The organism is Kribbella sp. NPDC043289, from assembly GCF_056436705.1.
This window is the reverse complement of sequence record NZ_JBWKCB010000006.1, coordinates 444,233-467,051: the sequence shown is the minus strand read 5'-3', so window position 1 is coordinate 467,051 and position 22,819 is coordinate 444,233. Positions and strand designations below refer to the sequence as shown.

Below are 22,819 nucleotides of genomic sequence, written 5' to 3'. Positions count from 1 at the left end.
GCCGCCAACCCATGCGTCGGGCCAGGTCAGCCGGGCCGCAGGGGCCGGGCGTGGGTGGTCAGCGTTCGAGGTCGTCCATGAACTTGCGGACGTCCTGGGCGCAGCGGCAGGCGGCGGCGATCTTCGCGGCCCACTGCAGGGCTTTCGCGCGGGTCGGTACGTCGAGGATCATGCCGCCGCCGATGAGTTCCTTGCTCTCCGGGTACGGGCCGTCGGTGACGATGCCGTCGACGGAGACCACCGCCGGGTCCGCGTCACCGTCGGCGTAGCTCAGCCCACCGCCGAACACGTACACGCCGGCGTCCTTCGTCTCCTGCATCACCGCGTGCGCGGCCTTGCCGACGTCCGGGATCTCCTCCTCCGGAATGTGATCCATCGAGCCGTTCTCGAACGAGATCAGGTACATCGCCATGCCAACGCTCCTTGTCCGGGCGCCCATCACCGGCCGCCGCTCACCCCTACTACGAACACCGGACCCGCGATCCGACAGGGCCGCCGACACCACTTTCGATCTAGCTTCTCGACAAGGGTTGATGCGAGTCAACGAGGCCGGCGGCGTGGTTGACTGCGGAGATGGACGTTCACCCCGTCGACCGGGAGCGATGGAGCGATCTGCTCGAGCTGTTCGGGCCCAGCGGCGGGACGCGCGGCTGCTGGTGCATGGCGCGGCGCCTACCGTCCCGCGAGGTCGCCGCGAACGGGAGCGAAGAGAACCGGGCAGCCCTCGAAGGGTTCGTCCAGGCCGGCGTACCGGTCGGGATGATCGGGTACCTCGACACGCGGCCGGCCGCCTGGTGCGCGGTGGCCCCGAGGACGGAGTACGCCGCGATCGTGAACTCGCGGACCCTGCCGATCGACGAGCCCGAGGACGAGACGATCTGGGCCGTCAACTGCCTCTTCGTGAAGGCCGGCTACCGCGGGCGCGGTCTGACGCTGCCGATGGTGCAGGCGGCCGTCGAGTACGCGCGCAGTTCGGGTGCCCGTCTCGTCGAGGCCTATCCCGTGAAGACGATGCCCGGTGATCCGGGCCGCGGCGTACTCAGCACGTTCCTCGACGCGGGCTTCACGCCGTACGCCGCAAACCGAACCTCGGCAAAACGCAATGTGGTGGTCCGACTCTCTTTAACATGAGCCGGGTGAGGGGACTGCAGATCTTGCTCCGGGTGAGTGCGGGCGCTTGTCTGATCGCGGCGATCGGGCTGGCGGTGTCCGGTGATGTGCGGGGTGCCGTCGCGCCGGCGTGTGCCGCGGTGCTCGGGGGCAGCATCGTTTACTGGCAGGCGAAGTACCCGCCCGAGCTGAAACCGTGGAGCCGGACGCGGATCGTCGTGTCCGCGATCGTCGGCGGTGCGGGGACGCTGGCGGTGTTGGGGATGCTGGGTTGGGTCGCGCTCGTCGTCCCGGACTGGCTGACGCGGTTGGTCGCGGTGGGCGGGATGGTGTTCGTCGTGGTGCTCGTGACCTGGGTGGTGCGGACCGTGTGGCGGATGAACCAGCAGGCCGCGGGGTGACACCGGGGATGGGGGAGGATCGACGGTATGGATGGGGTGGATGGGGCGTTGCTGCGGTTGGCTGATGTGCTGACCGGGGTTGAGGCGGATCTTGGCGACTACTGCATGTACTGCTACAGCGAGGAAGAGGCCGCGCTGCTGGCCGGGTCCGTGGGAGCGATTCCTGAGGAGCTGCTCGCGAGTGTGGCTCGTGAGGTGCCGGATCATTGGGGTGACTTCGCGAACCTCTACCGCAAGCTGACGCCGCGCCTCCTCGCGCTCCTGGTCCACGACGACCTGCACGTCGACGAGGAGCTTGTCGCGCTGCGGTTGGTCGACGCCGGGTGTTGGACGACGTGGTCCAGGACCGAGCGGGACGCCGTACTCGGGGTCTGTCGGGAGTGGTGGTCCGCGACGCTGTCGTCGTACCCGGCGAAGCCTGAGGCGCGGGTCGTTCTCAGCTTCCTCGCGACGACCCCGATCCCGCTGACCGAGTGGTTGTCGATCTGGAACACCCGCCCCGACGGGCCGGCCGATCGTCATGCGCAGGACCTGTTCAGCTGGTGGTGGTCCGACCTCGCCGGCAACCAGGTGACGGTCGGCTTCTGGGACACCATCGACATCACCCCGACCCTCAAACCCTGGATCCTCGAAGACGCCCGCCCGCGCATCACCAAAGACCCCGACCTCGCCCACCTCCTGAAAACCCTTTGAGGTCAGACCTCCCAGCTCCAGTTCTCGCCGTCCACCGTGAAGATCCAATCCCGCCCCGGTACGCCGTTGAGCAGGTAATCCACCGCCGGAACCGCGATCGGTGGATACGGCATCCGCTCCAGCGCCCGTACGGCGTCCTGCGCAGCGAACCAGCGCGCGTCGGTCACCGAACCGTCCGGATCATCGATCGCGAACGCGGGGTCCTGCACGTCGACCACGTAGTTCCAGGACCGCGACGTCACGCGTCCGTCAACCAGAACCTGAGTGGTCCACACGAGCTCGAGCTCATCCGCCGAAGCCCGCAACCCCGACTCCTCGAGCAACTCCCGCACACCACCGACCGCCGGCGTCTCCCCGTCCTCGACGGCCCCACTCGGAGGATTCCAGTACGGCGCGTCCCAGGTGTCGTACTGCTCCCGCACCAACGCGATCATCCCACCGTGCCGCGCAATCACTCCCGCATACCGCTGCATCCACGCACCCTAGGCGGGGAGATGGCGCAGAACTTCGTCGTGAGGCCAGGTTCGGGTGAGGACTTCGGTGAGGGCGGGGTCGGGCGAAGCGGTGATGTACGGCGTCTCGTCGGGGCTGCGGACCGTCGCAGTCGCCTGTGTGGGGAAGAGGCCCCACGGTTCGATCGTGTTGGCGAGGATGCCGTCTAGGTGGAGGTCGGCGTACTCCGGCTCCCACCACACCGCGAACGCACGCTGCAGGTCATCGGGACGCACCGCGAGCCACACCCCGAACATCACCTGGTAACCACCGTCGAGCCGAACCGGGAGCAGCGCGCGGACGAACGGCCCGGCGCCGGGGACCTGCATCATCACCGACTCGCGCGGCGTCTGGTGACTCAGCCAGACGCCGGGGGTCAGTTCGCGTTCCGGGAGGTCGAGCACCGGCGTCGGCAGCGTGAAGCGGACGTGGCGGTCATGGACATCCAGTGAGCGGCCGCAGGTGGGGCAATCGGACATGGGTCGAGTATGACGAGCTGGTTCCGGAAGGGGAGTGTCCGGAATGGGGTTTAGCGTGGCGGCATGACTGAGAGCGAGTGGGTATCTCCGTGGTGGGAGCCGCCGCTGGCGGGGGACGAGGCCGGCCATCTGGTCGGTGCCCTGGACCGGTTGCGTACGACGTTCCGCTACAAGGTGGACGAACTCGACGCGGAGGGTTTGAACACCCGGATCGGGGCCTCGTCGATCACGCTGGGCGGACTGATGAAGCACCTCGCGGCGAACGAGGACTACATGTTCACCGTGAAGTTCCGTGGGCTGCCGCTCGACGGGCCGTGGCTGGAGAACGGCTGGCGCGACGACAACGACTGGGAGTTCAACTCCGCCGCCGAGAACACCCCCGAGGAGCTTTATGCCCTCTGGGACGGCGCGGTCGAGCGATCCCGTAAGACGCTGGCCGGGGCGATCGCCGACGGTGGGCTCGGGCAGCCGGCCGACATCAGCTGGCCGAACGGGCAGCACGCGAGCCTGCGTCGTCTGGTGTGCGACCTGATCGAGGAGTACGGCCGCCACACCGGCCACGCCGACCTCATCCGCGAAGCCGTCGACGGTCGCGTCGGCGAAGACCCGCCCCGCGACTGGAAACCCGTCGGCGCGAAGCAGCACTGAACCGCGAAGCAGCGCTGAACCGCGAAGCAGCGCTGAACCGCGAAGCAGCGCTGACCTGAGAGGAAGCGCTGAGCCCGGACCGCCAGCACTACACAATCACCGTTTCCGGCCGTGCCTCACGCTCAGCGTCGGCCGTTCGCGGCGATTGTGGAGTGCTGGCGGTCCGCCTCACCTACTTGATCCGCTGCAGCGTCCCGTCCTGGGAGATCGCGATGACCGTGGTGACCCCATCGACCTTCAGCGTCAGCAGCGTGCGGGAGCCCTGCTCGGTGGTCGTGTAGCTGACGGCCGCGTTCGCGCGGGTCGGGGCGATCACGGACAAGATGCTCGCGCTCCGGCCCGACCGGTTGAACTGCACCACCGGCGCCGGGAGCTTCTTGTCGATGGTCAGGTAGTGCCACCCCTGGATCGGGTCCTGCTCGCCGGTCGCGGTCTCGATCGGCGTGGTCTCCTGCTGGAACGGGATCTGCAGCAGCGTCGTCTTCACCCGATCGCCAGGCTTCTGCGCCACCACCCGGTCGTTGCCGGTAACAACGACCTTCTGATCGGCCGGCAGGTGCCACAGCGTCGAGTAGTTCTGCTCCGTCGCCGACGTACCGCGGTCCAGCACCACCATCAGATCGGGATCCTTCAGCACGAGCACGTCCCGGGTCCGGTCGATGTCGGCCCCGAGCTTGTCCTTCAACTCGTAGTACTCCGACGTGTCGCGGACCGACGACCGCACCAGCTTCGTGTCCGGGTGGTCGGTCGCGGTCGACTGCACGGTCATCTCGTTGTGCGAGAACTGGCTCTTCGCCCAGCTCCGCCAGTCGTCCCACTTGTACCCGGAGTGCCCGCCGTCGATCAGGATGTCCCGCCCGTGCGACGTGTACGTGATCGACGTGTGGTCCTCGTGCCCGTGCAACTTCCGCGACGGCCCGAACCGGATGCTGTACGTCGACTCCTGCGTGAACGCCCGCTCCTCGCCCCACCCGGTCCGCCCGAAGATGTACCCGGCGTCGAAGATCCCGACCCGCTGCGTCGGCCGGATCCCCTGCTTGCCGAGCGTCCCGGCGTACTCGAGGACCGTGCCCGGGACCGGAACGGTGCGGACGACCTCGGAGTCGCCGATCTGCGGCAGGTTCCCGAGGGAGTTGGTGGCGAGCGCGAGCCACTTCGCGAGCTCGCGCCGGCGCGCCATGATCGTCGTACCGGGGTCGACGCCGCACTTCTGCAGTACGTCGGCCGCGCGCCCCCAGAGCGCGTAGTTGAACTGCGCGTACGCCGTCGACTGTTCGTTGGTCGAACCCTGGGTGTCGATCGAGGTCTTGATCGCACCGGTCAGCCGATCGACCGCGACCTTCTTCAGATCGTCGCGCATCAGCGTGCACCCGATGCCGAACAGCGCGAGGCTCTCGTCGGTGCCGTGGTTCCAGTCACCGCTCCAGTTCTTCTGCAGGAACCAGGCGTGGTCCAGCAGCGCCTTGTCCAGCCAGGCGTACGTCAGCGGCAGTTGCCCGGTGTGCAGCCCCGACAGCACCGCCTGCCGCAGACAGATCAGCACGTTGGTCCGGTGCATCGTCGACTCGTAAGCGCCGACGTCGGACTTCCACGAGTACGGGTTGTCGTTCACCCAGTCGTGTGCGATCGCGCTGACCCGTTGCAGGGCCTGCTTGTCGCCCTTCGCCGCGGCGTTGATTCCTTGCCCGAGCCAACGTAGCGAGTGCAGCCACATGTACCAGCTCGGGTTCTTGTCCGGGTTCACCCGCCAGTTGATGTTGCCCTTGCCGTCCCCGATCTTGGTCGGCGGCGTCGTACCCCAGGTGTAGGTGTCCCGGTACAGGTTGGCCACGGGGTTCGCCCGGTCGATCCCGCTGTACGCCGGGCAGGTGTAGCTGTTCTTCCGGGCGGGCGTCGGCGGCGCGGTCGGCGGTTCGGGGGTGTGGCTGAGCGTCGGATCCGGGGCCGCTTCGGGCTCGGACCCGCCCCACGGGACCACCAGTGCGACGGCCATCGCGGCGATACTCACGAGCAGGGCGATCGTGAGGCGTAGCGTCGTCGTGGTCGTGCGCAGATGTCTCGCGGGCATCGTGGGTCCTCCCCGCATGCTCCCGGGCATGCCTGATCTGGCCTAGACCTGAATTCGGGTCGGGCGATCCCCGGGATTTGGGTCAGGTGGGTTGTGCTGAGTTGCTGTCGTACGTCGGGCAGCGCCGCGGATCGGCGAAGGTTGCGGCCGGCATCGAATGCCGCCGGTCAGACCCCCGTCCAGTACTCCGCCGTCGGTCCCCCCGAGGTCAGAACGGTTCCTCTGCCCTATAGATGTGCGGAACCACCGAAAAAGTTGCTCGGATCGGAAACTTCGCTTCCGTTGCCCTTAAAGGCAACGTCAACCGTGCCGGATCGCCTGCAGGATCAGGGCGTTCCGGGCATCCTGCCCGGCAGGCACCGTGGTGTGGCGTCCGTCCCGGAGGTCGGTGTGCAGCCGCTCGGGATGCGCCGCGAGGAACTCGGCCCACGGGACGATCCGCAGGTTCGGATGCGCCGCTCGCGCCTGTGCCAGTTGGAGATTGATCCACTCGCTGTTGCGCTGATCGGCGACCTGTACGGCGGCAGGCTCGTCCGTGCGCGACACCTGCACGTCCACCCAGAACACGGTCCGCCGCGGGCCGGCGATCCCGAGCGCACGCTCGACCTGGGCGGCGAACGCGGACGGATCGAAGATGTCGTTGGACCCCACCGCCATCACGATCCGGCGCGGAAGCCCATAAGTGCGAGCCCAGGCGGCCATCTCGTCGACCGCGGAGGCGGTTGGCTGACCGGCCCAGCTGTACTCCGCGAACGACGTACCGAGCTGTTGTCCGAGGAGTCGTCCGAGCGCGCCACCGTCCTGTACGGCGATGCTGTCGCCGAAGAGGACGACTCCGTTGGTCGCGACGACGTTGCGGACCTGAGCGGCGCTGGAGATCACGCGGTTGTTCGCCTGCCAGGAACCGAGTGTGCCCGAGCCATAGCTTCCTGTGCTGGTATTCGACGTCGTGGCCTTCGCGTGTGCCGTCGGGGCCTCGAAGTGCAGCAGTGCAAGGAGGACCGCGGTCAGGACCACGATGATCGCGGCCGAGGTCGACCAGCCCCGGATGATCGTGCGCGACATGGCTCGCCTTCCCGCGGAAACGGAGTACCCGATCTGTTCACGCGGAAGTCGGCGTACAGGTTGCCATCAACGGCCGGTGCGGAGGGCCTCGGCGATCAGTTCGTTGCGGGCGCTGCGGCCGAGCGGCTCGCTGGTGTGGACGCCGTCGCGGAGGTACTGCGCCGGCCGGTGCGGCTGGGTCTGCAGGAATCCGGCCCAGTCGATGATCTTCAGGTTCGGGTGCCGGGCGGCGGCCTCGGCGAGTTGCTGATTGATCCACGTGCTGTTGGTGAGATCCGCGTCCCGTACGGCGGGCGACACCTTGGTGCGGCTCGCGTGCACGTTCACCCAGTACACCGTCCGGTCCGGTCCGGCGATCCGCAGTGCGCGTTCGACCTGCGCTGCGAACGCCGGCGGGTCGAAGATGTCGTTCGTACCGACGGCCATCACGATCCGCTGCGGCAGACCGTAGTCACGTGACCACTCTTCGAGCGCGTCAACTGCCGCGGACGCGGGCTGACCGGACCAGTCATGGAAGGCGATCGAGTCGCCGGTGCGGTCAGTGAGCAGACGTTCGAGCGCGGCACTGTCCTGTACGGCGATGCTGTCGCCGAACATGAAGACGCCGTCGAACGCCAGGACCTCGCGGATCTGATCCTCGGGCGAGATCCGGCGAACGAGGTTCTGCCACGGGCCGAGCGAGCCGGACCCGTACAGCCCGGGGCCTTTCGTCGGTGTGCTGTACGCGCCGGTGCCGTCGGCGGTCGTGTCGGCGTTCTTTGTCCGCGGCTCCAGGACGACGAACAGGCCGCCGAGAATCGCCAGCACCACCAGCGTGACGAGGATCGCGGCCAGCGAACCGAAGAACCCACGCGGCCCTCGAGCATCGTTGCCCGAGTGTCTCCGAACTTGTTGCAACATCCCGACGCCCCCCGGCCTCAGTCGTCGTCTGCCTACATACACATGACGCGGTGACCCCCGAATCCCGCTGCATGCCCCCATCGGCCCCCGTGCTCCAGACGCCAACCTCAAGCGTTTGGTTGTCACGCTTTTGTCAGTGCTTCAGCGTGTACCCCGTGCTCGTCAGGTGCGCGCGGAGATCCTTGACCTCGTCCCGTCGCACACCCCGGCGCCGCCGCGGTTCCCCCTCCGCGGCAGCCTGCTTCTTCCTCCGCCACCACCACTGCATTCGTCCAGCATCTCCGAAGACTCAAGGAACCGGTAGGTTTTCGGTCTTGCCGGAAAGTGCAAGAGATCCTGAACCGACGAGTCCGCAGTACCGGCGGGGCAGGTACTGCGGACTCGGGCAGGACTCACGTGGGACTCAGCCAGGACTCATGTGGGACTCAGGCCGGACTCAGATAGGGCTCAGCCGGCGCGCTCCGCTTCGCTGCGTTCGACGCAGAACTCGTTGCCTTCCAGGTCCTTCATTGTGACCCAGCCGCGCCCGTCGGGCACCCGGTGGTCCTCGTGGACGGTGCCGCCGAGGGACAGGATCCGCTCGACCTCGGCGTCCCGCGTGCGCTCGGTCGGGCCCCAGTCCAGGTGCACCCGGTTCTTCACCGATTTGCCCTCCGGGACCTTGATGAACAACAGTCCGGGAACCGGCGCAGGTGCCACCACGAGGACCTCGTCGTCGCCCGGAACGTCCCCGTCGGCGACCGGCCAGCCGGTCACGGTACTCCAGAACTTCGCCAGCGTGTAGGGGTCTGAGGCATCGATGGTGATGTGTCGAAGATTCATGCCGAGACCTTAACCGCGCGGCCGGATCCAGGGGGTCGCGGACTGTCGGCGGGCGGGTCTACTGTGCGCCATGAGGGCTGGTTCAAGGGGGCCGGCCAGGTTTGGGGGAAGGAAGATTCGATGGCATCCCGGCTCAATCCGTACATCCAGTTCAACGGCGACGCCCGTGCTGCGATGGAGTTCTACCAAGGGGTCTTCGGGGGCGAGGTGGCGTCCAACACCTTCAAGGAGTTCGGCGCCAGTCACGGTCCGGAGGACGACAACCTGCTGATGCACAGTCAGCTCGAGACGCCGAGCGGCTTCACGCTGATGGCCGCCGACACGCCGCAGGGCATGCCGTACAACCCGGGTGAGAACATCGCGATCAGCCTCAGCGGCGACGGCGACGAACTGCGTGGGTACTACGAGAAGCTGTCCGCCGACGGCGGCAAGGTGACGGTCCCGCTCGAGAAGCAGGCGTGGGGCGACGAGTTCGGCATGGTGACTGACCGGTTCGGGATCAACTGGATGGTCAACATCGCCGGAAGCTGACGCGAACGGGCCTTCCCCCGGGGAAAATCGGTACCCCTGGGGAAGGCCCGCGCGGCATGCTTGACCGGTATGGCACTCAATGACGTGTTGTACGACCCCATCCGGCACAACAACTGGGCGACGGGGAGTCTGATCGACTTCTGCCGCGCCCAGAACCTCACGGCCGACCAGCTGGAGATCACCGGCGTCGGCACGTACGGCGGAATTCTCGCGACCCTCGATCACATCGTGCGCTGCGACGGCAGCTACCTGCGGCGGATCGTCGACCGGCCCCTCGAGTACGTCGACGCCGAGCCGGCCACCGACCTCGAGACGCTCGGCCGGTGGAACGCCGAGGCCGGCGCGCTGTGGGAGGTCTTCCTCACCGAACCGATCGACGTCGAACGCGTGATCATCGTCGACGACAACACCCGCGGTACCCGCGTCGGCATCTTCATCGCCCAGGCGATCAACCACGCCAACCACCACCGCGAGCAGGTCTGCGCCATCCTCACCGGCCTCGGCATCGAGCCGCCCGACATCCAGGCCTGGGAGTACGCGTGGGAGACCGAACGCATCTGGGACCTCCCCGCCGCGGACGAGACCCCCGCCTGACCCGGCCTTCACGCGGGGCTTGGGACAGGTAATGGTGGCGTGGGACCTGAAATAACCTGTCTCCACCCACTACAACCTGTCCCGGATCCCGGCTACTGACCGACCGCGGCCGTCATCAGGCCCACCTCGTACGAGCCGCCGAGCTGGTTCAGGGTGACGGCGAGACGGTTGGTGGCGTTGATCATCGCGATCAGCGTCACCAGTGCGATCAGCTGATCCTCGTCGTAGTACTTCGCGGCCCGCGCCCACGTCTCGTCCGAGACGCCCTCGGACGCGTCGGCGAGCCGGGTCGCCTCCTCGGTCAGCGCGAGCGCCGCCTGCTCCTCCTCGGTGAAGACCGTCGAGTGCCGCCAGCCCGCGACCAGGTTCAGCCGGGTGGCCGTCTCGCCTGCGGCCGCCGCTTCCTTCGCGTGGATGTCGATGCAGTTGCCGCAGCCGTTGATCTGGCTGGCGCGCAGCATCACCAGGTTCTGCGTGCTGTGCGAGAGGCCGGTCTGCTGCAGCAGACCGTGGACGGCGAACAGGCGCTTCGCCAGCTTGGTGCCGAGCTCGTTCTGCATGATGTCGATACGGGGTTCCATCGTCGTCGTCCTCACTCATGGGATCTACTGGACGAACACGAGATGCCGCGGCCCGCGCCGCCGTGACGATCCTGGGACGTGACGAGCGCCATACCGGCCGAACTGTCACAGCAGCCGGCCGGGCGGCATCTGGTGGGTGACACACGCGCGCACAAGGAGCCAGCCATGACCGGTACGGACCGAGCCACCGAGGCTTTCGTTGCCCACCGCAACCTCCTGTTCACCGTCGCCTACGAACTGCTCGGCTCCGCCGCCGACGCCGAGGACGTCCTCCAGGAGACCTGGCTGCGCTGGGTGAAGGTGGATCTCGACATGGTCCAGGACCAGCGCGCGTACCTCGTCCGCATCGCCAGCCGGCAGGCCCTCCAGCGCCTCCGCACCCTCGGCCGCCGCAAGGAGTCGTACGTCGGCCCGTGGCTCCCCGAACCGCTGCTCACCGCGCCCGACGTCGCCGAGGACGTCGAACTGGCCGACAGCGTCTCGATGGCGATGCTGCTCGTGCTCGAAACCCTCAAACCGACCGAGCGCGCGGTCTTCGTCCTCCGCGAGGTCTTCGGCCTCGACTACGACGAGATCGCCGAGGCGGTCGACAAGAAACCCGACGCCGTCCGCCAGATCGCCCACCGGGCCCGTTCCCACGTCGCTGCCCGGCGCCCGCGCGGGGTCGTCTCCGCCGACGAGACCCGGGACGCCCTCGAAGCCTTCCAACGAGCCGTCAACACCGGCAACATCCAGGGCCTGGTCGACATCCTCGCCCCGGACGTCGTCTTCCTCGGCGACGGCGGCGGCGTGGTCCAAGCCCTCCCACGCCCGGTCTTCGGCGCCGAAAAGGTGGCCCGCATCCTCGCCCTGGCAGTGGACCGCCTGGCCGAAGGCAACCTCGAGATCACCCACATCAACGGCCAGCCCGCGATGCTCCTCCGCTTCACCGACGAGGTCGACACCGTCACCGTCCTCCACGTCAACAACGGCCTCATCGCCGGCCTCTACGCCGTCCGCAACCCCACCAAACTCACCCACCTCACCGAAGAGATCACCCTCACCCGCTGACCCCGCCCGAAGCCAACGACTCCAAGCCGGAAGCTTCCAGGAGTGATGCGTCGGCGCGTATGTTCGAAGCGTGGCGTTGAGGTCATTGCCGCAGCGTGTCGTTCGGGTCGTCGGCGAAAGCCCGGTCTCCGAACGGGTGGCCCACGCCCAGGAGCTGGTGTACGGGCCGTTGATCGAATGGGCACGACGTACTCCGCTGCACACGGACGTGCTCGGTCATTCGTTGCACCCGTCGCTGACCGACGTGACCGCCGGGTGCTGGCTCGCCACGTCCGTTCTCGACGTCGCCGGCGGCTCCGAGTCGCGCCGCGGGGCGACGATCCTGACCGGGTTCGGCCTGCTGGCGTCTCTGCCGACCGCTCTCGCAGGCGCCGGCGACTGGGCCGAACTGTCCGGCGCCGAACGCAGGATCGGCGCAGTCCACGCGCTCGGCATGGACACCGCAACGTTCCTCTTCGCAGGGTCCGTCGTCGCGCGGCTCCGCGGCAGGCAGTCCCTCGCCACGAAGCTCGCCGTGGCCGGCAACCTGGTTGTCGCGGGCGCAGGCTTCCTCGGCGGGCACCTTGCTCTACACCGCGGAACCGCCCGGCGAACCCCGATGAGCGATTAGCCAGATCCCCCGGCCACGGACTTCGCAGCTAACTGCTGAGCTATTTCAGGAGTGGGGCTGACTCGGGGACGGGGGTGAGGGGGGTGCCGGTGGTTAGCCAGTGGCGGAGGTTGTTGGCTACCAGGTTGGCCATGGCGGTGCGGGTGGGTTGGGTGGCGGAGCCTACGTGGGGGAGGAGGACGGCGTTGGGGAGGGTGAGGAGGTCGGGGTGGACCTTGGGTTCGTGTTCGAAGACGTCGAGGCCGGCGGACAGGATGGTGTTGGTGCGGAGGGCGTCGACGAGGGCTTGTTCGTCGACGACGGTGCCGCGGGCGACGTTGATCAGGATGCCGTCGGGGCCGAGAGCCTTGAGGACGTCGGCGTCGACGAGGTGGCGGGTGCTGTCGCCGCCGGGGATCACGATCATCAGCGTGTCGACGGCGGCGGCCATCTCGAGCAGTGACGGGTAGTACTCGTACTCGACGTCCTTCGGGCTTCTGTTGTGGTAGGCAACGGTGATACCGAAAGGCTTGACCCGGTCGGCGATCGCGTGGCCGATCCGGCCGAGGCCGAGGATGCCCATCCGGCGCCCGTGCATCGTTGCGCGGGTCAACGGGTACGGCGTCCCGTCGGCCCACTCGCCGTCGCGGAGGTACCGCTCCGCGCGGGACAGTTCGCGGACCGTCATCAGCAGCAGCCCGAGCGCGGTGTCGGCGACCTCGTCGTCCAGGACGCCCGGCGTGTTCGTGACGACGACGCCACGCTCGGCCGCGGCGGTCGCGTCGATGCGGTCGTACCCGACGCCGAAGCTCGCCACCAGCCGGACGGCGGGCAGCCGGTCCAGGAACGGGCCGTCGATGGCGGTGCCGCCGGTGGCGACGGCAACGATCTCGTCGCGGCGGGCCGCGAGCACGGCGTCCGGGTCACGCTCCTCCCAGAGCCGGATCAGCTCGCAGTGACCGTCCAACCCGGCGGCGACGGCTTCGTTCATCGGTCCTGGCATCAGCACGACTGGTAGTCCCATGCGTTCATCCTCATCGACCGTCGCGGGCCGGACCAGGAACTTGACCAGCATTTCTCAGGCCCTGGACAGGAACTCTGCCGACCCGGCGAAGTTCACCGCGGCTTTCCCGCCGGAACCTGTTGCCTCCGCGGCCGGAACGGCGACGATCAGAACAGGAGGCCACCATGATCATCGACTGCGCTTACTACCGGGACGGACGCCGCCAGCACGTCGAGGCGATGTCCGTCGCCGATGCCGCCGCGAGCTGCCGGGCGGGCGGGTTCGTCTGGTTGGGGATGTACGAGCCCAGCGCCGAGGAGCTCGCCGAGGTCCGGGAGAGTTTCGGTCTGCACGAGCTGGCCGTCGAGGACGCGCAAACGTTCCACCTCCGCCCGAAGGTCGAGCCCTACGAGGGCGACGTCCGGCTGGTCATCCTGCGCACCGCGCGGTACGACGACGAGCGTGAGGAGGTGGACTTCGGGGAAGTCAGCGTGTTCGTCGGGCAGGCGTTCGTGATCACCGTCCGTCAGGGGGTGGCCAGCGATCTGCACGGTGCCCGGCTCCGGCTCGAGCAGCGCCCCGAACTGCTCGAGTGCGGGACCAGTTCGGTGCTGTGGGCGATCCTCGACCAGGTGGTGGACGGGTACACCCCGGTCGTCGCCGAATTGGAGCGCGATATCGAGGAGGTCGAGCGGACGGTGTTCGCCGGCACCGTCGCCCCGACCGAGCGGATCTACTTCCTGCGCCGCGAGGTGACCGATTTCTATCGCGCGGTCCACCCGCTGATCGCCGTACTCGCGACGCTGGAGCGTGATGCCCGGGACACCTCGCTGCTGCCGTACTTCCGGGACGTGCACGACCACCTGGTCCTGGTGAACGAAGAGGTCGCTGCGCAGCGTGACCTGCTGGCCACGGTGCTAGAGGCGAACATGGCGGTGATCGGTGTCGAGCAGACGAAGGTCAGCGTGCGGCAGAACGCGACGATCGAGCAGTTGACCGTCCTCGCCACGGTGTTCCTGCCGTTGACCTTCGTCACCGGCTTCTTCGGGCAGAACTTCGCCTGGCTGGTCGATCGCCTGGGCTCCGCGTGGGACTTCTTCGTTCTCGGTATCGGCGGACTCGTCGTACCGGCTGTCCTGCTGCTCCTCTGGGTCCGTCGCCAGCGAGCCGCCAGACGGCAAGTCGCCTGAGGTAGCGGCCAGCCCCCGTCCGCTACCCAACCGATGCTGGAGACATGACGAACACAGCAACTCTGCACGCGTACTTCGCCTACCGGGACGCGGTCGCCGCGCTCCGCTGGCTGGAGAAGGCCTTCGGCTTCGAGACGACCATGGAGGTCCCCGACGGCAACGGCGGCATCATGCACGCCGAGATGCGGTACGACGGGGTCTCGTTCACCCTGTTCACCGACCAGGAGGGCTACGACCGCCCGGCCCGCAAGGGCGAGACCGTCGGACACGGGATGTACATCGTCCTCGACACCCAGGAAGCGATCGACGCGATGTACGAGCAGGCGATCGCGGCCGGCGCCGAGCCGGTCTGGGCGCCGGAACTCTCCAAGTGGGGCAACTACCGCTGCCGCGTCGCGGACCCCGAGGGCTACGAATGGACCTTCGGTACCCATCGCCCGGGCCTCCCCGCGGACTGGTAGTACAGTCCGACCCGTGGCCCTTGGACCCATCGCTCCGGCGGACGGCCGGGAGATCGAGAACCTCATCCTCCGGTACGCCGAACTCGTCGACGACGGTGATTTCGCCGGCGTGGGCGAGCTCCTGGCCGATGCGACGTACTGCGGAAGTGGTGCCCCGCTCGTCGGGCGCGCGGAGATCGAGCAGTGGTTCCGGGACACGCTGATCGTCTACCCGGACGGTACACCGCGGACGCAGCACGTGACGACCAACATCGCGATCGAGTGGGACGACTCCAGCTCCGACGAGGCGTTCGCGCGGTCGTACGTGACGGTCCTGCAGGCGGTGCCGGACGACGTACCGGAGCTGATCGCGGCCGGTCGCTACCGGGACCGCTTCGTCCGGCGGGACGGTTCGTGGCACTGGGCGGAGCGGGTCGTCAACATCCGCCTGGTCGGCGACATCAGCAAGCACCTCCGGTCCGCGACCGACTAGACCATCACGGATGGAACCCCGCCTGATCGTCGTCCGCGGCAACTCCGGCTCCGGCAAGAGCTCGATCGTGGAAGGAATCCGCGCCGCGTACGGGCACGGCATCGCCTACATCGAGCAGGACTACGTACGCCGGATCATCTTCCAGGAGCTGGACGATCCGCGCGGCGCCAACATCGAGGCGATCGGCCAGCTCGCCAGGCATGCGCTCGACCGCGGCTTCCACACCGTGGTCGAGGGCATCCTGCCGACGATCCGGTACGGCGCGATGCTGGCCGAGCTCGCCCGTGACCACGCGGACCACTTCTTCTACTACTTGGACATCCCGTTCGACGAGACGGTCCGCCGGCACGCGACGCGCGACAAGGCGAACGCCTTCACCGCCACGGACATGGCCGACTGGTACCGGCCGAAGGACCTGCTGGAACAGCCACGCGAAACGGTCATCGACGAATCGAGCACGCTCGACGCCACCGTCCAGCAGATCCTCACGGCAACCGGACTACGACTTCCAGCCGCCGAGGTTCAGGTCGGCGACGACGATCGGCTGGCCGGTCGCGAGTGACTGGTTGGCGGCGATCCCGACCGCGACCGCGCGGACGCCGTCGTTGACGTCGGCGGCGCGGCCCAGCGGATCGTTGCCCGGACCAACGAACAGGTCCTGGTAGATCAGTCGGTCGCCACCACCGTGACCGCCCTCACCACGGGGGATCTCGACCTCGACCGCGGTGGCCCAGTGCTTCTGCAGCACCAGTCGTTCACCGTTGGCGCGGACGTCGCCGGCGATCACCCGGTCGGACGGGTAGCTCGGGTCGATCTGGTCGTCGACGACCGCGGCCCGCTCGATCACCTCGAGCTCGGCGCGACCCTCGGTGCCGTTGACCGAGACGCGGTACCCCTCCCACGGCGAGTGCGCGTTCAGCGAGTAGCTCAGCCGCGCACCGTTCGCGTACTCCGCGATCACGGACATGTTGTCCTCGATCGTGATCCCCGGGGCGAACACGTCCTGGTCGCGCAGGTACCCGTCGTACTTCTCGCTCTCGTAGTAGAGCTGCCGGTTCGTGTCGTCGGTGCGCAGGTCGAGCAGCCACGGGTCGTTGGAGGAACCATCGATCGTGCCGCGCGCCGGACGCTCGCCGAGGCCGCGGGCGGCCGCGTTCTCGTCGCCGTAGAAGGCGAGTCCACCGGACGCGAACACGCGCGTCGGCGAGGAGGCGATCCACCAGTTCACCAGGTCGAAGTGGTGGGACGCCTTGTGGATCAGCAGGCCGCCGGAGTTCTTCTTCTCGCGGTGCCAGCGGCGGAAGTAGTCCGCGCCGTGCCGGGTGTCCAGCACCCACTGGAACTCGACGCTGGTGACCTGACCGATCTCGCCGTCCTGGATCAGCTGCCGGAGCGCGCTGTTCCGCGGCGAGTAGCGGTAGTTGAACGTGACGACCACGGACTTGCCGGACTCGTTCATCGCGTCGACGATCTGGCGGGTGCCCTCGGCGTCGATCGTCAGCGGCTTCTCGACGATCACGTCGGCGCCGGCGCGCAGCAGCCGCGCCATCACGGTGGCGTGCGTGTAGTCCGGGCTGGTCACCACCACGCGGTCGACGGACTGCTCCTTGACCATCCGCTCCAGGTCGTCGGCGCCGTACTGCGGGAGCTCGGGAGCGCCGAGGTCCACGAGCTTCCGCTGGTGGAAGGCGAGGCGGCCCGGGTTCGGGTCGAGGAGGGCGACGAGCTGGGCGTCGTCGGGGCGCTCGAGAATCGCGCGGACGTAGGACTGCGCCCGCGATCCGGTTCCGGCGACTGCATAACGTCTGGGCACGGCAGACTCCTTCTACTCGTGTAGATCCAGAACGCTAGCAATCGCTTTCCACGGGGTCAACCGTCGTACCATCGCTTCCATGTCCAAGGAGCCGGTGACGCGCAACGACGTGGCGGAGTACGCCGGGGTCAGTACCGCGGTGGTCAGCTACGTGGTGAACGCGGGGCCGCGGAAGGTCGCGCCGGAGACCCGTGAGCGGGTGCTGGAGGCGATCCGCGTGCTCGGGTACCGGCCGAACGCGACCGCGCGGGCGCTCCGGATGGGGACCACGCGGACGTTCGGCGTGATCACGCCGGACGGCGGGAACCCGTTGTTCGCGGAGCTCGCGAAGGCGATCGACAAGGAGGCGGCGGCCCGCGGGTACGTCGTACTGCAGACCAGCGCGGACGGGGATCCGGAGATCGAGCGCGCCAAGATCGGCGAACTGCTCGCGCGGCAGGTCAGCGGGCTGGTCCTGGTCGCGCCGAGTGCGGACCCGTCGGTGGAGGGCGTGCCCGTGATCGCCATCAACCGGTCGCTGGAGGCGGTGAGCTCGGTACGGCCGGCGTACCGCGAGGGCGCCCGGCGCGGCGTCGAGCATCTCGTGTCGCACGGGCATCGCGTGATCGGTCTGGTGATCGGAGGCGCCGGTCACCCCGAACGCGAACTCGGCTGGCGCGACGCGCTCGAAGCCGCCGGTCTGCCGGAGGGCCCGATCGTCCGCACCACGTTCTCCCGCGAAGGCGGCTACCGCGCCGCGCAGACGCTACTCGCCGCCAACCCCACCGCGATCTTCGCAAGCTCCGACCTGCAAGCCATCGGGGTACTGCGAGCACTCCACGAGGCAGGCGTGCGAATCCCCGAGGACGTCGCACTGGCAGCCTTCGATGGCACCCCCGAAGCCGAATACACCTGGCCACCCCTAACCGTCGTCCGCCAGCCCGTCGAAGCCCTCGCCCGAGAAGCAGTCCAACGGCTCATCGCCGGCGAACAGTCCATCGAGGCCCTCACCGTCCCCACCGACCTAATCCTCCGCAAATCCTGCGGCTGTTAGAGCGTCCCCACGTCTTCGAAGATGAGGGCTGTGCGGGTGGCTAGGACTTCGGGGATGGCTTGGAGTTTTTCTAGGACGAGGCGGCGGAGGCCTTCGTTGTCGGCGGCGCGGACGAGGAGGATGGCGTCGAAGTCTCCGCCGACCAGCGCCATGTGTTTGATCTCGGGGATCGCCTGGAGTTGTTTGCGCAGGCTTCGCCAGGAGCTTTGGCGGAGACTGAGCGTGACGTACGCCGACGTTGCCAGGCCGAGCTTCAAGGGGTCCACCGTGACCGTGAAACCGGTGATCACGCCCGTCTGAGTGAGGCGTTCGACCCGGGCGTACGCGTTCGCCCGGGAGATGTGCACCTCGTCGGCCAGGGCGCGGATCGAGAGCCGTCCGTCCCGCCCGAGCGCCTCGATGATCTTCCGGTCGATCTCGTCCAGCGCCGGAGCGACGACAATCTGTCCAGGACCGGCCCGATGGACCATCACCTCGTCGGACATCCGCACGACCTCCTCGCCTGAGACTGCTGCCAAACGTCTCTCAATTCTTCCAGCTATGGAACAACTTGGCCAGGAGGGACGACGATGTGGCTACCGTCCGTCTCCTGCGCAGGAGGGTCCCGTGAGCGAGCGAAGCGAGTTCACCATCAAACACAGTCCACTTCGCGCCTCATCGGCGCCCGGAGCGAAGCGAGGACGTCGATGAGCTCCGTCGAGGAGCAGTTGCTCCCCTCCGCGGAACCCGTCTGTCTGATCGATCAGAACGGCGTACCGCATGACCACCCGTCGTACCGGCTGCCCACCAAGGAAGCCTTGCTCGACGGCTACACACAGTTGATCAAGGGCCGCCGGTTCAACGATCAGGCGAGTGCTCTGGTGCGCCAGGGCCGGCTCGCCGTCTACCCGTCGTCGTTCGGTCAGGAGGCCTGTCAGATCGCGGCCACGATGGTGCTGCGGGACGGCGACTGGCTGTTCCCGACGTACCGCGACTCGGTCTCGATCGTGAGCCGCGGCGTGGACCCGATCGACACGCTGACGCTGCTCCGCGGCGACTGGCACTCGGGCTACGACCCGTACGAGCACAAGGTCGCTCCGCAGTCGACCCCGCTCGCGACCCAGCTCCCGCATGCGGTCGGCGTCGCGCACGCGGCGCGGCTGAAGGGCGAGGACACGGTCGTGATGGCCCTGGTCGGCGACGGCGGCACGAGCGAGGGCGACTTCCATGAGGCGCTGAACTTCGCGGCCGTCTTCCACGCGCCGGTCGTGTTCTTCGTCCAGAACAACGAGTACGCGATCTCCGTCCCGCTCGCCAAGCAGACCGCCGCGCCCTCCCTCGCCCACAAGGGCATCGGGTACGGCGTCCCCGGCGAACGCACCGACGGCAATGACCTCGCCGGTCTGCTCGCGGTCCTCGGGCAAGCGGTCGAGAAGGCCCGCGCCGGCGAGGGACCGCAGCTGATCGAGGCGCACACGTACCGCGTCCAGGCGCACACCAACGCCGACGACGCGACCCGGTACCGCGAGGACGCCGAGGTCGCACCGTGGCTCGACCGCGATCCGATCCGGCGACTCACGACGTACCTCGAGCAGCAGGGCTGGCTGGACGACGACGTACGGCAGCGCGCGGAGGCCGGGGCCGTGGCGGTCGCGGGCCGGCTGCGCGAGGGGCTGATGCCGGAGCCCGAGGTGAACCCGGCGGATCTGTTCGCGTACCTGCACGCGGAGGAGACGCAGCAGTTGCGTGAGCAGGCCGCGTTCCTCCGCGACGAGCTCGCCCGAGAGGAGGCCTGATCGCCGTGACGCACGTGAAGATCTCGATGGCTCAGGCGCTCAACCAGGCGCTCCGGGACGCGATGCGGGCCGACGACTCCGTGGTGATGTTCGGTGAGGACGTCGGCGCGCTCGGCGGCGTCTTCCGGATCACCGACGGGCTGACCGCCGAGTTCGGCGAGAACCGCTGCTTCGACACCCCGCTCGCCGAGGCCGGCATCGTCGGGATGGCGGTCGGGATGGCGATGAACGGGATGCGCCCGGTGGTCGAGATGCAGTTCGACGCGTTCGGGTACCCGGCGTTCGAGCAGGTCGTCTCGCATGTCGCCAAGATGCGCAACCGGACCCGCGGCCGCGTGCAGCTGCCGATGGTGATCCGGATCCCGTACGGCGGTGGCATCGGCGGCGTCGAGCACCACAGCGACTCCTCGGAGAGCTACTACGCGCACACCCCCGGTCTGATCGTGGTGACGCCGGCGACCGTCGCGGACGCGTACGCCTTGTTGCGCAAGGCAATCGAGTACCCCGACCCGGTCGTGTTCATGGAGCCGAAGAAGCTCTACTGGGCGAAGGAAGAGGTCGACCTCACCGAGACGCAGCCGGGGATCGGGACGGCCGTCGTACGGCGGGACGGCGCGGACGCGACGCTGATCGCGTACGGGCCCGCGGTGCCGGTCGCGCTCGAGGCCGCCGAGGTTGCGGCGGCCGAGGGGCGGCAGCTGACTGTCGTGGACGTGCGCTCGGTGGTGCCGTTCGACGACGAGACGGTGTGCGCGGCGGTACGGCGTACCGGGCGGGCTGTGGTGGTCGCGGAGGCGAGCGGGTTCGCGAGTGTGTCGTCGGAGATCGTTGCCCGGGTCACCGAGAAGTGCTTCCACTCGCTGGCCGCGCCGGTGCGGCGGGTGACCGCGTTCGACATCCCGTTCCCGCCGCCGAAGCTGGAGAAGTACCAGCTGCCGAGCGTCGACCGGATCCTCGACGCGGTCGACGACCTGCAGTGGGAGGACTCGTGAACACGTTCCTGCTCCCCGACCTCGGTGAAGGGCTGACCGAGGCAGAGATCGTCCGCTGGCTGGTGAAGGTCGGTGACGTGGTCGACGTCGACACCCCGGTCGCGGAGGTCGAGACGGCGAAGTCGATCGTCGAGCTGCCGTCGCCGTACGCCGGTGTGATCGAGGAGCTGCACGGTGAGCCCGGTACGACGGTCCCGGTCGGCAAGCCGCTGATCACGGTCGCCCAATCGGTGACGCAGCCCGACGGGGCGGCGTACCGCGAGGAGGAGAAGGCCGGGTCGGGCAACGTGCTGGTCGGGTACGGCACCACCGAAACGGGGTCCTCGGGCCGCCGCCGGAAACCGCGTGTGGTTTCCGGAAACAATGTGCCGCCCGGCGAGACGAAGGAAACCCGCAAGGTGCCGTTGGTGATCTCGCCGTTGGTACGTCGGCTCGCGCGCGACGCCGGCGTGGATCTGAGGACGCTCGCCGGCTCCGGTGAGGGCGGGCTGATCGTCCGGCGCGATGTCGAGCAGGCGATCGCGGCCCGCTTCGAGAAGCCCGCGCCGGTCGAAACGCCGGCGCCGGTCGGGACGCCCGCGCCGGTCGATCGTTCTGGGTTGCCCGAGTTGCGGCGTACGCCGATGAGCGGGTTCCGGAAGGCCGTGGTGGCGACGCTGACCCGCAGCCGGGCGGAGATCCCGGAGGCGACCACCTGGGTCGACGTCGACGCCACCGCGCTGATCGAACTCCGCGAATCGTTGCGATCAGCAACGGACCAAGGCCCGGGCCTGCTCGCCCTGATGGCCCGGTTCGTGGTCGCCGGCCTGCAGAAGTACCCGGAACTCAACGGGTACGTCGACACCGCGCGCGAGGAACTCGTCCAGTACGACGGGATCAACCTCGGCCTCGCGGCGCAGACGGACCGCGGTCTCATGGTTCCGGCCGTCGCGGGAGCGCACGCGCTGACCACGCGCGGTCTGGACGCCGAGATCCGCCGGCTGACTACCTCCGCACGCGGCGGCAAGCTGACGCAGCACGAGCTGACGTCGGGGACGTTCACGCTGAACAACTACGGCAGCTTCGGCGTCGACGGCAGCGCGGCGATCATCAACCACCCGCAGGTCGCGATCCTCGGCGTCGGGCGGATCATCGACCGCCCGTGGGTCGTCGACGGTGAGCTCGCGGTCCGCAAACTCACCCAGCTGTCGCTGGTCTTCGACCACCGCGTCTGCGACGGCGGCACGGCGGCAGCCTTCCTTCGCTTCGTCGCCGACGCTTTCGAGAACCCGGTCTCAGCCTTCGCCGATCTTTAGGACAGCTGGCGCGGTCGGAGCCCGACCAGGATCACCCGGAGCCCGGAGGCGAATCGTGCCTCCGGGCCGGCCTGGCCGCCGCGGTTGAGGTAGGCGGCCAGGTGGGTGGCGTCGACGCCCATCCGATCGGCCGATGCGCCGGCCCACCGCGTCTCGTTCATCCCGCTGCGCCGTACCACTGTCAGCCAGGCGGAGTCGGTCACCGCGGAGCCGATCAAGTAGTGGAAGATCGCGGACACCGCCGCGTCCAGATGGGTGCCCTTGAAGCCGGCCCGCGCCAGGATCCCCTCGACCCGGTGGGTCAGCGCGTTGTAGTTCGGCCCGAGTCCGGCGTGCGACGGGAGCAACTGCGCGGCCCACGGGTGCTCCCACAACGCCTGGTACGCCGCCTGGATGACCACCGTGACCTGGTCGCGCCAATCGCCGTGTTCCTCGGGCGGCGCCGGCTCGAGGATCTCGTCGACCGCGAGCTCGAGCAGGTCGTTCTTGTTCGCGATCCGCCAGTACAGCGCAGACGTCGCGGAGACGCCGAGCTCGGTCGCCATCACCCGCATCGAGAACGTGTCGAGGCCGTCGCGGTCCAGCACCCGGATCGCCGCCGTGACCACGTCCTGCCTGCTCAGGCGGCTCTTCGTCGGCTCAGCGTCGTCCCGCAGCCACACCGATCCGAGCACCGTCCGCCGATCCGCTTCTCGCACTGAAACAGTGTGTCAGATCCGGAGACAGTGTTTTACCAACGAAAGTCGGCCGGTCCGGAACCTT

The 22,819-nt window shown here is 68.3% G+C and carries 28 protein-coding genes; 16 read left to right on the top strand and 12 right to left on the bottom strand.

Annotated features, from left to right (window positions below; genetic code table 11):
• Positions 1-58: 58 nt before the first annotated feature.
• Positions 59-412 carry a YciI family protein gene (locus tag AC0662_RS33000; RefSeq protein ID WP_452193023.1) on the bottom strand — a complete coding sequence of 118 codons (354 nt, stop codon included), beginning with the start codon at positions 410-412 and terminating at the stop codon, positions 59-61.
• Positions 413-573: 161 nt separating this feature from the next.
• On the opposite strand from AC0662_RS33000, the gene AC0662_RS32995 reads away from it, so the two are divergent.
• Genes AC0662_RS32995 through AC0662_RS32985 form a run of 3 tightly spaced genes read left to right on the top strand, consistent with a single transcriptional unit; the run spans position 574 to position 2,204 of the window.
• Positions 574-1,131, top strand: a complete 558-nt coding sequence (locus AC0662_RS32995; protein ID WP_452193024.1) for a GNAT family N-acetyltransferase — start codon at positions 574-576, stop codon at positions 1,129-1,131.
• The gene (locus AC0662_RS32990) at positions 1,128-1,511 is read left to right on the top strand and encodes a hypothetical protein (protein WP_452193026.1); all 384 of its coding nucleotides are present in this window, start codon (positions 1,128-1,130) and stop codon (positions 1,509-1,511) included. The genes AC0662_RS32995 and AC0662_RS32990 overlap by 4 nt, the downstream gene beginning before the upstream one ends.
• A 27-nt stretch (positions 1,512-1,538) precedes the next feature.
• On the top strand, positions 1,539-2,204 hold the full coding sequence (locus AC0662_RS32985) for a hypothetical protein (RefSeq protein ID WP_452193027.1): 666 nt from the start codon (positions 1,539-1,541) through the stop codon (positions 2,202-2,204).
• Between the two features lie 2 nt (positions 2,205-2,206).
• Here the strand turns inward: AC0662_RS32985 and AC0662_RS32980 are convergent, their stop codons facing one another.
• Both AC0662_RS32980 and AC0662_RS32975 read right to left on the bottom strand, forming a co-directional pair.
• Positions 2,207-2,677: an NUDIX hydrolase gene (locus tag AC0662_RS32980; protein WP_452193029.1), complete on the bottom strand. Its 471-nt coding sequence runs from the start codon at positions 2,675-2,677 to the stop codon at positions 2,207-2,209.
• 9 nt (positions 2,678-2,686) lie between these two features.
• A complete protein-coding gene (locus AC0662_RS32975; RefSeq protein WP_452193030.1) occupies positions 2,687-3,175 on the bottom strand; it encodes a DUF2199 domain-containing protein in 489 nt (162 codons plus the stop codon).
• A 63-nt stretch (positions 3,176-3,238) separates the two neighbouring features.
• Between AC0662_RS32975 and AC0662_RS32970 the strand changes: the two genes are divergently transcribed.
• Positions 3,239-3,823 carry a mycothiol transferase gene (locus AC0662_RS32970; RefSeq protein ID WP_452193032.1) on the top strand — a complete coding sequence of 195 codons (585 nt, stop codon included), beginning with the start codon at positions 3,239-3,241 and terminating at the stop codon, positions 3,821-3,823.
• 172 nt (positions 3,824-3,995) lie between these two features.
• Here AC0662_RS32970 and AC0662_RS32965 read toward each other — a convergent pair whose 3' ends face one another.
• From AC0662_RS32965 to AC0662_RS32950, 4 genes are all read right to left on the bottom strand, one after another.
• The gene (locus tag AC0662_RS32965) at positions 3,996-5,891 is read right to left on the bottom strand and encodes a heparinase II/III domain-containing protein (RefSeq protein ID WP_478305551.1); all 1,896 of its coding nucleotides are present in this window, start codon (positions 5,889-5,891) and stop codon (positions 3,996-3,998) included.
• Between the two features lie 300 nt (positions 5,892-6,191).
• Positions 6,192-6,956 carry an SGNH/GDSL hydrolase family protein gene (locus AC0662_RS32960; RefSeq protein WP_478305549.1) on the bottom strand — a complete coding sequence of 255 codons (765 nt, stop codon included), beginning with the start codon at positions 6,954-6,956 and terminating at the stop codon, positions 6,192-6,194.
• Between the two features lie 66 nt (positions 6,957-7,022).
• Positions 7,023-7,856 carry an SGNH/GDSL hydrolase family protein gene (locus AC0662_RS32955; protein ID WP_478305548.1) on the bottom strand — a complete coding sequence of 278 codons (834 nt, stop codon included), beginning with the start codon at positions 7,854-7,856 and terminating at the stop codon, positions 7,023-7,025.
• 447 nt (positions 7,857-8,303) lie between these two features.
• Positions 8,304-8,678 (bottom strand): VOC family protein, encoded by a 375-nt coding sequence (locus tag AC0662_RS32950; RefSeq protein WP_387769979.1) that lies wholly within the window; start codon positions 8,676-8,678, stop codon positions 8,304-8,306.
• 120 nt (positions 8,679-8,798) lie between these two features.
• Between AC0662_RS32950 and AC0662_RS32945 the strand changes: the two genes are divergently transcribed.
• Together AC0662_RS32945 and AC0662_RS32940 are read left to right on the top strand one after the other, a co-directional pair.
• The gene (locus AC0662_RS32945) at positions 8,799-9,209 is read left to right on the top strand and encodes a VOC family protein (protein WP_452193038.1); all 411 of its coding nucleotides are present in this window, start codon (positions 8,799-8,801) and stop codon (positions 9,207-9,209) included.
• Between the two features lie 69 nt (positions 9,210-9,278).
• Complete coding sequence (locus tag AC0662_RS32940) at positions 9,279-9,803, top strand: DinB family protein (RefSeq protein ID WP_452193039.1); 525 nt, start codon at positions 9,279-9,281, stop codon at positions 9,801-9,803.
• A gap of 92 nt (positions 9,804-9,895) precedes the next feature.
• Here AC0662_RS32940 and AC0662_RS32935 read toward each other — a convergent pair whose 3' ends face one another.
• Positions 9,896-10,384 (bottom strand): carboxymuconolactone decarboxylase family protein, encoded by a 489-nt coding sequence (locus tag AC0662_RS32935; RefSeq protein ID WP_452193041.1) that lies wholly within the window; start codon positions 10,382-10,384, stop codon positions 9,896-9,898.
• A gap of 165 nt (positions 10,385-10,549) precedes the next feature.
• On the opposite strand from AC0662_RS32935, the gene AC0662_RS32930 reads away from it, so the two are divergent.
• Positions 10,550-11,434, top strand: coding sequence for an RNA polymerase sigma-70 factor (locus AC0662_RS32930; RefSeq protein ID WP_478305545.1), 885 nt, complete (start codon positions 10,550-10,552; stop codon positions 11,432-11,434).
• 70 nt (positions 11,435-11,504) lie between these two features.
• Positions 11,505-12,044 (top strand): DUF2231 domain-containing protein, encoded by a 540-nt coding sequence (locus tag AC0662_RS32925; RefSeq protein WP_478305543.1) that lies wholly within the window; start codon positions 11,505-11,507, stop codon positions 12,042-12,044.
• 40 nt (positions 12,045-12,084) lie between these two features.
• Here the strand turns inward: AC0662_RS32925 and AC0662_RS32920 are convergent, their stop codons facing one another.
• On the bottom strand, positions 12,085-13,047 hold the full coding sequence (locus AC0662_RS32920) for a 2-hydroxyacid dehydrogenase (protein WP_478305541.1): 963 nt from the start codon (positions 13,045-13,047) through the stop codon (positions 12,085-12,087).
• A 164-nt stretch (positions 13,048-13,211) separates the two neighbouring features.
• Between AC0662_RS32920 and AC0662_RS32915 the strand changes: the two genes are divergently transcribed.
• From AC0662_RS32915 to AC0662_RS32900, 4 genes are read left to right on the top strand one after another with little or no spacing between them, the layout of a single operon-like run.
• Positions 13,212-14,216, top strand: coding sequence for a magnesium and cobalt transport protein CorA (locus AC0662_RS32915; RefSeq protein WP_452193047.1), 1,005 nt, complete (start codon positions 13,212-13,214; stop codon positions 14,214-14,216).
• A 44-nt stretch (positions 14,217-14,260) separates the two neighbouring features.
• Entirely contained in the window at positions 14,261-14,677 is a 417-nt protein-coding gene (locus AC0662_RS32910; RefSeq protein ID WP_478305539.1) for a VOC family protein, read from the top strand.
• Between the two features lie 13 nt (positions 14,678-14,690).
• Entirely contained in the window at positions 14,691-15,149 is a 459-nt protein-coding gene (locus AC0662_RS32905; RefSeq protein ID WP_452193050.1) for a nuclear transport factor 2 family protein, read from the top strand.
• Between the two features lie 10 nt (positions 15,150-15,159).
• Complete coding sequence (locus tag AC0662_RS32900) at positions 15,160-15,711, top strand: AAA family ATPase (RefSeq protein ID WP_478305537.1); 552 nt, start codon at positions 15,160-15,162, stop codon at positions 15,709-15,711.
• Here the strand turns inward: AC0662_RS32900 and AC0662_RS32895 are convergent.
• Positions 15,649-16,962, bottom strand: coding sequence for a Gfo/Idh/MocA family protein (locus AC0662_RS32895; RefSeq protein WP_478305535.1), 1,314 nt, complete (start codon positions 16,960-16,962; stop codon positions 15,649-15,651). The genes AC0662_RS32900 and AC0662_RS32895 overlap by 63 nt on opposite strands.
• Before the next feature lie 79 nt (positions 16,963-17,041).
• On the opposite strand from AC0662_RS32895, the gene AC0662_RS32890 reads away from it, so the two are divergent.
• On the top strand, positions 17,042-17,995 hold the full coding sequence (locus tag AC0662_RS32890; protein ID WP_478305533.1) for a LacI family DNA-binding transcriptional regulator: 954 nt from the start codon (positions 17,042-17,044) through the stop codon (positions 17,993-17,995).
• Here the strand turns inward: AC0662_RS32890 and AC0662_RS32885 are convergent.
• Positions 17,992-18,480 (bottom strand): Lrp/AsnC family transcriptional regulator, encoded by a 489-nt coding sequence (locus tag AC0662_RS32885; RefSeq protein WP_478305530.1) that lies wholly within the window; start codon positions 18,478-18,480, stop codon positions 17,992-17,994. The two genes, AC0662_RS32890 and AC0662_RS32885, sit on opposite strands and share 4 nt — an antisense overlap.
• A 201-nt stretch (positions 18,481-18,681) precedes the next feature.
• Here AC0662_RS32885 and AC0662_RS32880 point away from each other — a divergent pair, with 201 nt between their 5' ends.
• The 3 genes from AC0662_RS32880 to AC0662_RS32870 are packed head-to-tail and all read left to right on the top strand — an operon-like array spanning position 18,682 to position 22,057.
• Positions 18,682-19,770 (top strand): thiamine pyrophosphate-dependent dehydrogenase E1 component subunit alpha, encoded by a 1,089-nt coding sequence (locus AC0662_RS32880; RefSeq protein ID WP_478305528.1) that lies wholly within the window; start codon positions 18,682-18,684, stop codon positions 19,768-19,770.
• A gap of 26 nt (positions 19,771-19,796) precedes the next feature.
• On the top strand, positions 19,797-20,762 hold the full coding sequence (locus AC0662_RS32875; RefSeq protein ID WP_478305580.1) for an alpha-ketoacid dehydrogenase subunit beta: 966 nt from the start codon (positions 19,797-19,799) through the stop codon (positions 20,760-20,762).
• On the top strand, positions 20,759-22,057 hold the full coding sequence (locus AC0662_RS32870; protein ID WP_478305526.1) for a dihydrolipoamide acetyltransferase family protein: 1,299 nt from the start codon (positions 20,759-20,761) through the stop codon (positions 22,055-22,057). Before AC0662_RS32875 ends, AC0662_RS32870 begins: the two co-directional genes overlap by 4 nt.
• Here the strand turns inward: AC0662_RS32870 and AC0662_RS32865 are convergent.
• On the bottom strand, positions 22,054-22,755 hold the full coding sequence (locus AC0662_RS32865) for a TetR/AcrR family transcriptional regulator (RefSeq protein ID WP_478305524.1): 702 nt from the start codon (positions 22,753-22,755) through the stop codon (positions 22,054-22,056). The genes AC0662_RS32870 and AC0662_RS32865 overlap by 4 nt on opposite strands.
• Positions 22,756-22,819: the final 64 nt, after the last annotated feature.

Bases quoted from the DNA above. Each gene is read 5' to 3' on its own strand.
- AC0662_RS32880 (WP_478305528.1), top strand. From the start codon at position 18,682: ATGAGCTCCGTCGAGGAGCAGTTGCTCCCCTCCGCGGAACCCGTCTGT.
- AC0662_RS32960 (WP_478305549.1), bottom strand. From the start codon at position 6,956: ATGTCGCGCACGATCATCCGGGGCTGGTCGACCTCGGCCGCGATCATC.
- AC0662_RS32900 (WP_478305537.1), top strand. From the start codon at position 15,160: ATGGAACCCCGCCTGATCGTCGTCCGCGGCAACTCCGGCTCCGGCAAG.
- AC0662_RS32915 (WP_452193047.1), top strand. From the start codon at position 13,212: ATGATCATCGACTGCGCTTACTACCGGGACGGACGCCGCCAGCACGTC.
- AC0662_RS32920 (WP_478305541.1), bottom strand. From the start codon at position 13,047: ATGGGACTACCAGTCGTGCTGATGCCAGGACCGATGAACGAAGCCGTC.
- AC0662_RS32930 (WP_478305545.1), top strand. From the start codon at position 10,550: ATGACCGGTACGGACCGAGCCACCGAGGCTTTCGTTGCCCACCGCAAC.
- AC0662_RS32975 (WP_452193030.1), bottom strand. From the start codon at position 3,175: ATGTCCGATTGCCCCACCTGCGGCCGCTCACTGGATGTCCATGACCGC.
- AC0662_RS32995 (WP_452193024.1), top strand. From the start codon at position 574: ATGGACGTTCACCCCGTCGACCGGGAGCGATGGAGCGATCTGCTCGAG.
- AC0662_RS32885 (WP_478305530.1), bottom strand. From the start codon at position 18,480: ATGTCCGACGAGGTGATGGTCCATCGGGCCGGTCCTGGACAGATTGTC.
- AC0662_RS32980 (WP_452193029.1), bottom strand. From the start codon at position 2,677: ATGCAGCGGTATGCGGGAGTGATTGCGCGGCACGGTGGGATGATCGCG.
- AC0662_RS32950 (WP_387769979.1), bottom strand. From the start codon at position 8,678: ATGAATCTTCGACACATCACCATCGATGCCTCAGACCCCTACACGCTG.
- AC0662_RS32970 (WP_452193032.1), top strand. From the start codon at position 3,239: ATGACTGAGAGCGAGTGGGTATCTCCGTGGTGGGAGCCGCCGCTGGCG.
- AC0662_RS32945 (WP_452193038.1), top strand. From the start codon at position 8,799: ATGGCATCCCGGCTCAATCCGTACATCCAGTTCAACGGCGACGCCCGT.
- AC0662_RS32890 (WP_478305533.1), top strand. From the start codon at position 17,042: ATGTCCAAGGAGCCGGTGACGCGCAACGACGTGGCGGAGTACGCCGGG.
- AC0662_RS32965 (WP_478305551.1), bottom strand. From the start codon at position 5,891: ATGCCCGCGAGACATCTGCGCACGACCACGACGACGCTACGCCTCACG.
- AC0662_RS32985 (WP_452193027.1), top strand. From the start codon at position 1,539: ATGGATGGGGTGGATGGGGCGTTGCTGCGGTTGGCTGATGTGCTGACC.
- AC0662_RS32955 (WP_478305548.1), bottom strand. From the start codon at position 7,856: ATGTTGCAACAAGTTCGGAGACACTCGGGCAACGATGCTCGAGGGCCG.
- AC0662_RS32990 (WP_452193026.1), top strand. From the start codon at position 1,128: ATGAGCCGGGTGAGGGGACTGCAGATCTTGCTCCGGGTGAGTGCGGGC.
- AC0662_RS32935 (WP_452193041.1), bottom strand. From the start codon at position 10,384: ATGGAACCCCGTATCGACATCATGCAGAACGAGCTCGGCACCAAGCTG.
- AC0662_RS33000 (WP_452193023.1), bottom strand. From the start codon at position 412: ATGGCGATGTACCTGATCTCGTTCGAGAACGGCTCGATGGATCACATT.
- AC0662_RS32940 (WP_452193039.1), top strand. From the start codon at position 9,279: ATGGCACTCAATGACGTGTTGTACGACCCCATCCGGCACAACAACTGG.
- AC0662_RS32875 (WP_478305580.1), top strand. From the start codon at position 19,797: ATGGCTCAGGCGCTCAACCAGGCGCTCCGGGACGCGATGCGGGCCGAC.
- AC0662_RS32910 (WP_478305539.1), top strand. From the start codon at position 14,261: ATGACGAACACAGCAACTCTGCACGCGTACTTCGCCTACCGGGACGCG.